The sequence below is a fragment of the Paenibacillus sp. Dod16 genome (assembly GCF_049893405.1).
GTDB lineage: Bacteria > Bacillota > Bacilli > Paenibacillales > Paenibacillaceae > Paenibacillus_AQ.
Genome location: NZ_JBNDYG010000151.1, coordinates 1 through 373, shown reverse-complemented (window position 1 = coordinate 373; position 373 = coordinate 1). Strand labels below are relative to the sequence as shown.

At 61.4% G+C, this 373-nt stretch carries 1 pseudogene; it reads right to left on the bottom strand.

What is annotated here, in order from left to right:
* Positions 1–373, bottom strand: a pseudogene (locus ACPV3A_RS37850) (ABC transporter ATP-binding protein); the annotation flags it as partial.

The window sequence follows — 373 nt, the reverse complement described above, 5'->3', positions numbered from 1 at the left end:
TTGAATGCAGCTGCCTTGCTCATGCATCTGGGACACACCCGCGTACCCGGGACGAGCGCGCTTCCGCATGCCGCGCAAACCGGATCCCCTTCGTCACGATAAATCCGGACGGGGCGATTGGCGGCCATATCGTTCAGGATTTGAGCGATATAGCCGTACCTGGACGCATGCTGCATCGTCACCCTGACGATGATTCGTTTAGTCCCGTTCTCCGTGGCTTCAAGCACCGCATTGCCAACGAACGGCACCAGATGATAATCGCAGGCGTCCGCGATGTTCCCGTGATCCCTCACTTGGCCGTCCCGCACATGCGCCCACCTGCCGCTGCCGATCGCCAGGTATCCCTCCACCCGCCGCCCATCCAGCGACAGGT